General features: G+C 58.1%; 6 protein-coding genes. 1 reads left to right on the forward strand and 5 read right to left on the reverse strand.

All coding sequences use genetic code 11. The features are described 5' to 3' along the window. The 5 genes from Q7T06_RS09095 to Q7T06_RS09115 all read right to left on the reverse strand — a co-directional run. On the reverse strand, window positions 1-206 hold a 206-nt coding region (locus tag Q7T06_RS09095; protein ID WP_304783785.1), incomplete at its 3' end, for a heavy metal translocating P-type ATPase metal-binding domain-containing protein. Beyond that, complete coding sequence (locus Q7T06_RS09100; RefSeq protein ID WP_304783788.1) at window positions 203-958, reverse strand: sulfite exporter TauE/SafE family protein; 756 nt, start codon at window positions 956-958, stop codon at window positions 203-205. The genes Q7T06_RS09100 and Q7T06_RS09095, both read right to left, overlap by 4 nt. 43 nt (window positions 959-1,001) lie before the next feature. Beyond that, on the reverse strand, window positions 1,002-2,459 hold the full coding sequence (gene hemN, locus Q7T06_RS09105; protein WP_304783791.1) for an oxygen-independent coproporphyrinogen III oxidase: 1,458 nt from the start codon (window positions 2,457-2,459) through the stop codon (window positions 1,002-1,004). 148 nt (window positions 2,460-2,607) lie between these two features. Further along, the gene (gene hemN, locus Q7T06_RS09110; RefSeq protein WP_304783795.1) at window positions 2,608-4,038 is read right to left on the reverse strand and encodes an oxygen-independent coproporphyrinogen III oxidase; all 1,431 of its coding nucleotides are present in this window, start codon (window positions 4,036-4,038) and stop codon (window positions 2,608-2,610) included. Window positions 4,039-4,174: 136 nt separating this feature from the next. Beyond that, window positions 4,175-5,392 carry an NnrS family protein gene (locus Q7T06_RS09115; RefSeq protein ID WP_304783798.1) on the reverse strand — a complete coding sequence of 406 codons (1,218 nt, stop codon included), beginning with the start codon at window positions 5,390-5,392 and terminating at the stop codon, window positions 4,175-4,177. Window positions 5,393-5,665: 273 nt separating this feature from the next. On the opposite strand from Q7T06_RS09115, the gene Q7T06_RS09120 reads away from it, so the two are divergent. Further along, window positions 5,666-6,260: type IV pili methyl-accepting chemotaxis transducer N-terminal domain-containing protein (locus tag Q7T06_RS09120; RefSeq protein ID WP_304783801.1), on the forward strand; the 595-nt coding region annotated here is incomplete at its 3' end.

The raw sequence follows: 6,260 nt of genomic DNA on the forward strand, positions 1-6,260 counted from the left end.
GAACGCGTGCGGTAATAATCGGTGAGGCCCATCTCGACGATGGTTTGCGCGGCGGCCTGGCAACCGGGACAGCACATTGCGCGCTGGACCTGGTCGATCTCGGTGCTCCATTGCGCACCCTGCAGCGGCAAGCCGCAGTGATAGCAATCGTTTGCCGCCGCGGCTGCAACTTCTTCGCTCTCGGCAGTGGCAATTACGGTATTCATTGCGCTGCCGCCGGCGGCGTCAGACACAGCACATCCATGAAGCCGGCCGACATGCCGTTGCCGGCGCGGATCAGGCCGAGCACGCCGAAGGCCAGCACGATCGCGCCGCAGACGATGCGCACGGTGCGGCGCTGGGCAAACATTTTCAGGCGCGATCCGATCAAGCCCAGGCTCAGCATCATCGGCAGGGTACCCAGGCCGAAGGCCAGCATGACGATGGCGCCGGAGGTGGCAGAGCCGGTAAACATCGCCGTCAGCAGCACGCTGTAGACCATCCCGCATGGCAGCCAGCCCCACAAGCCGCCCAGCGCAAACGCCTTGGGTACGCTATCGACAGGCAGCAAGGGTTTCATCAATGGCTGGATATGACGCCAGACGATTTGGCCTGCAGCTTCGAGTCGCGCCAGGCCGCGCCAGGCATCCATCAGATACAGGCCGAGCGCAACCAGCATCAGGTTGGCCAGCCAGTAACCGGCGATCTGCAGCGATGCCAGGCTGGACAGCGAACGCACGCCGCTAGCGATGCCGCCCGCCATCGCGCCGGCAATTGCATAACTGCCTATGCGCCCGGTGTTGTACGCAAGCACGCGCAGTACATTGTCGAACACGGATAGCTGGGTGTTGTCTTGAACGCTTTTGATGCCGACGACAGCAACCGGGAAGCTGCGCGCGGGCCTGGATGCAGCTGAAAATGCGCTGACGATGCCGCCGCACATGCCTATGCAGTGCAGCCCGCCGAGCAGGCCGATCATGAAGATGGGAAGAAGGTTGATACCAGTCAAAGCGTTATCTGCATCAAATCGTTTTCGAGTAGCGCAAGGGCCGGGTTACGGCTGCAGGAGGAGCCCCGCCGGTTTTTGCTTCGCAGGCAGCATTCAGGTAGCGATCGAACACCATGCAGATATTGCGTATCAACAGGCGTCCCTTCGGGGTCACGCTTATCCATTCATCATCCAGGGTCAGCAAGCCGTTTTGCTCCAGTTCGCGCAGCTTTTCCATTTCCGCCGCGAAGTACATTTTAAACGTAATCGGATAAGCCAGTTCGATCGATGCAATCGACAATTCGAAATTGCACATCAGCATCTGGATGATGATGCGGCGCAAGAGGTCGTCCATGGTCAGTTTGGCGCCTCTCTTGATCGGCAATTCGCCCTGTTCTATCGATTCATAGTATTCATCCAGCGTCTCGGTATTCTGACTGTAAGTCGCGGCCACTGCGCTGATGGCGGAGACGCCGAACGCTACCAGATTATGCTCCGCGTGCGTCGAATAGCCCTGGAAATTGCGATGCAACCGGCCCTGCCGCTGCGCGACGGCCAGGTCATCGTTCGCCTTGGCGAAATGGTCCATGCCTATATAGACATAGCCGGCCTCGGTGAGGCGCTTGATACAAAGCGAGAACATGTTGAGGCGCGCATCCAGGCTGGGCAGATCCTCTTCCGCGATGCGCCGCTGCGGCTTGTACATATTCGGTCTGTGCACGTAGTTGTAGACTGCGATGCGATCCGGATCCGCACTGATCACCTTGCTCAGGGTCTGCGCCATCGTCATCACGTTCTGTTTCGGCAAACCGTAAATCAGGTCGATGCTGATCGAGCGAAAGCGCGCCTCGCGTGCTGCACGGATGATGTTCAGGGTGTCTTCTTCAGACTGGATGCGGTTGACGGCTTTTTGCACATGCGGATCGAAGTCCTGCACGCCCAGGCTGATGCGGTTGAAACCCTGCTTGCGCAAGGTATGGATGCGTTCCGCCGTGACGGTGCGCGGATCGACTTCGATCGAGTATTCACCGTCAGAGTCCGAAGCAAACTGGAACCAGCGCCGCAGATGCGTCATCAGGTCATCCATTTGCGCATCGCTCAGATAGGTCGGCGTACCGCCGCCTATATGCAGCTTCTCGATCTGGTTCATGCCGGCGAACAGCTTGCCCTGCATCTCGATTTCATGCTTGAGGTAAATCAGGTAGGTGGCAGCCTTGGTGCGATCGCGGCTGACGATCTTGCTGCATGAGCAGTAATGGCACACGCTCTCGCAAAACGGGATATGGACGTACAGCGACAGCGGCCGCATGCTGCCGCGCGTGCGCAAGCCGACGACTGCCTGCAGATAGTCGCGATAGCTGAACGCATCGGTAAAGCAATCGACGGTTGGATAGGATGTGTAGCGAGGGCCAAGCTGTATCAGCTTGCGCACCTGACTGGCATCGAATTCCACCGTTGAAACGCCGGGTACCGGTATTGCGGATACCACCATTATTTATTGCTCCCACTGCCCGCCATGCCCGGAATGGAACATGACTTCATTGACGCAGAGTGTAAGTTCGCCATCCGGCAAGTGCTTTGACATACATCAAAAACGATGGTGGCCAAGCCGCTGCCCAACCCTGCGCATGGCCCTCGCCTCAGATCGTCTTCGAATAGCGCAGCGTTTCCGGCTGGATTTCGCGTTTCTGCTTCAGATAGATATCGAACACCATGCAGATATTGCGTATCAGCAGGCGCCCCTTGAGCGTCACGCGTAGCCAGTCTCCATCCAGCGTGATTAAGCCATCGTCCTGCATGATGCGCAGCTGTTCCAGCTCGGGTGCAAAGTAGCTGGCAAAGTCGATCGCATAGGTCTGTGCGATGTCGGCCATCGACAGTTCGAAATTGCACATCAGGCGCTGGATCAGCGTGCGTCGCAGCAAATCGTCGTCCGTCAGCTTGATGCCGCGTGCGACCGGCAATTCACCCTTGTCGATGTGCTCGTAATAGGCATCCAGCGTCTTGACGTTCTGGCTGTAGGTCGGCCCTACTGCACTGATGGCGGATACGCCGCAAGACACCAGATCGGCTTCGGCATGCGTCGAATAACCCTGGAAGTTGCGATGCAAACGTCCTTCCCGCTGCGCCACCGCAAGATCGTCGGTAGGTTTGGCAAAATGATCCATGCCGATATAAACATAGCCGGCTTCGTTGAGCCGCCGTATGCAGAGAAACAGCATTTCCAGCTTGACATCGGCATTCGGCAAGTCTTCTTCCGCGATGCGGCGCTGCGGTTTGAACAGATGCGGCATGTGCGCATAGTTGTAAATTGCAATACGGTCAGGATTGGCGGCGATCACCTTGCCCAGCGTCTGCGCTATCGTCGTCAGGGTCTGCTTCGGCAAGCCATAGATCAGGTCAACGCTGACCGAGCGGAAATCAGCTTCCCGCGCAGCGTCTATGATGGCCAGCGTCTGCTCTTCCGGCTGGATGCGGTTGACTGCCTTTTGCACTACCGGATCGAAATCCTGCACGCCCAGACTGATGCGGTTGAAACCCTGGCGACGCAAGGTATGTATGCGTTCGCGCGAGACCGTGCGCGGATCGACTTCTATCGAATATTCACCCACCGTATCGGGCGCGAAGGCAAACCAGTGGCGCAGGTGTGCCATCAGCTCATCCATCTGTTCATCCGAGAGATAGGTAGGCGTGCCGCCGCCGAAATGCAGTTGCTCGATCTGGTTCATGCCGGCGAATAATCTGCCCTGCATTGCCACTTCGCGCTTCAGGTAATCAAGATAGGTCACGGCCTTGCTGCGATCCTTGGTGACGATCTTGTTGCAGCCGCAGTAATAGCAAACCGTATTGCAAAACGGAATATGCAGGTACAACGACAGCGAGCGTTTTTCAGCCTTGGCGCGCACGCCAGCTACCGCCTGCGCATAATCGTCTATGCCGAATGCAGCGCTGAAGCGGTCAGCCGTGGGGTAAGAGGTATAGCGCGGTCCCAGCTGGTTCAACTTGCGGATCAGCGGGGCGTCGAATTCCACCGAGGGAAGTATGGTAATCGGGATGATAGAGGCTGTCATGGTAGACGTTCCTGCGGCCGCCTGCTTCCGGGATTGGAATGCGCCACGACCAGCATGCAGTGTAGGGATCAGCCCATATTGCGGCTTTGATCCACATCAAAATCGCCGCAGAACGGACGCGTCTATGCGCGCCCTGTCAGCCTTCGCGACCGTCTATGCGCGCGCGCAACAGATACGGCGCATACACTGCCACGTACAGTGCAAAGGCCGCAGCCCAGCATAGCGTGCTGACGATGAGTGCAGTATCACGCAGGCTGCCGAGATCGAAGCTTGCCGCCACACGCGCCACGGCACCGGCCTGGATCAGCAGATACATCGCCAGCTCGGCCGAGCCGGCCTTGAGCAGGTGTCCGGTATGGCCCAGCGTGGTGCGCGTCATCATGCCGATGATCAAGCCCGCCATCGAACCGACAGTCAGCGCATGGAAGGCGGCGCTGGCTGGAATCACCTGCAACGCAGCCAGCGCCAGCAGCACGAAGCCGACCGGAATCCAGCCATACGACAGATGCAGTATCCACAGCAAGGGGATACGCAAGGTGCGGTGCGGCTTCCAGCCAGCCAGTCGCAGTGCGACCGCGCAAGCCGCAGCAATCGCGCAGCCGGCAGTGGTATAGGCAGGCGCGCCGAATATCCATGCCAGGCTGGCGGCAAGCATCAGCACGAGCGCGATCATATCGCGTTTCATGTGCACTATCGGCTTGGTGCCGGGTGCACCATTGGCGGTAAACATCGGTATCACGCGCGCCCCTATCAGCGACTCTATCGTGACGATCAGCAAGATCGCCGCTTGTATTGCCAGCGTCGGCGACAGTGCAATCAAGCCGTTAAAGGCTGCATGGAAAGACAGATTGGCTATCGTCAGCAAAGCGAGCATGACGATCAGGAACATATTGCGCTTGTTGCCTGAGCGTTGCAGCACGCGGTACATAGGCCATGCAGCCAGCGGCAGAAACGCCAGATCGATGACGGCGGCCAGCAATGGCGGCGCGAACAGCATCGCCAGGCGTCCGGCCAGCCACAGCCCGGCCAGTGCTGCCAGATGGCCCTTGCGCGGGGTCCACAAACCGGTCCAGTTACGCATCGCGGTAAACAGGAAACCTATGATCACGGCGATCGCAAAGCCGAACACCATTTCATGCATGTGCCAGAAAAGGTTGACATGCGCCATGCCTATCCAGCCGAAGTATTGTGCTATCCACAACGGTATGCTGACGACGGCAAATATCGCTGCCAGCAGGTAAAACGGACGAAAACCGAGGCGCCACAACGCATGCTCCAGCAGTGGCGTAATGCGTTTCGCGGAAACTTCCGGTTCTTCAATTTTCAACAGCGTCATGGCGTGGTCGATCTGCAAGGGGATAATCAAAGGGGCACATCGATACTATGCTTGCCAGGGAGGTGCATAATGCGCAGCGGGAACGTCGGCGCTGCATGCAATTTGCACCCTCGTTACCATAGGCAAATCTTACGAATCCAGCGCATAAAGTAATTTGATGTGGATCAATGTTTAGACAGTATCCACTGATATATTCAATACAGATAAATAACCATGCAATCCAGTATGCACCTTGCTCCATCCCTTGCACATGAGGGCAGCCAAACTGCGCTGCACCGAGGAAGACTTGCCATGAAGCTACTTTTAATGCTGCCGCAGCGTCTGTCGACCAAGATCGTCGGTGTGCTGATCAGCTTTTTGCTCATCGCATTGTGTTCTATAGGCGCGACCCTGATGCTGTCGTGGCAACTCGAAGGCAGTTCCGCCGCCATCAATGAAACCGGCGGCCTGCGCATGCAGAGTTATCGCCTGACCAGCATGCTGGCGCGTCTGGTCAATGAACCGGAACAGGCTGTCTTGCGCGAAACGGTGACCCAGCAACTGCACGCTATAGACGCTACCTTTGCGCGCGTGCAGCGCGGCGATCCGCAGCGCCCACTCTATTTGCCGCCCACCAAAACCATACACGCCAGCTTCGACCAGGTGGCGCAACGCTGGCGCACTGAATTCGAACCGCTCGCCATTGGCGTGCTGGAAAAAGACGCTATCGCCCGCCTGCCCGACTGGAAAAACTATCTGGAAAAGATAGACGGCTTCGTCAGCGAAGTCGACGCCCTCAAGTGTGGCCACGCCATCATGGCCCTCGGCGGCGGCCGCGCCGCCGTGACCGACAAGATCGACCACGCCGTCGGCCTCACCGACCTCATCAAGATCGGCGCCCCCGTCG

Source organism: Herminiimonas sp., assembly GCF_030645555.1.
Taxonomy (GTDB): Bacteria; Pseudomonadota; Gammaproteobacteria; order Burkholderiales; family Burkholderiaceae_D; genus Oxalicibacterium.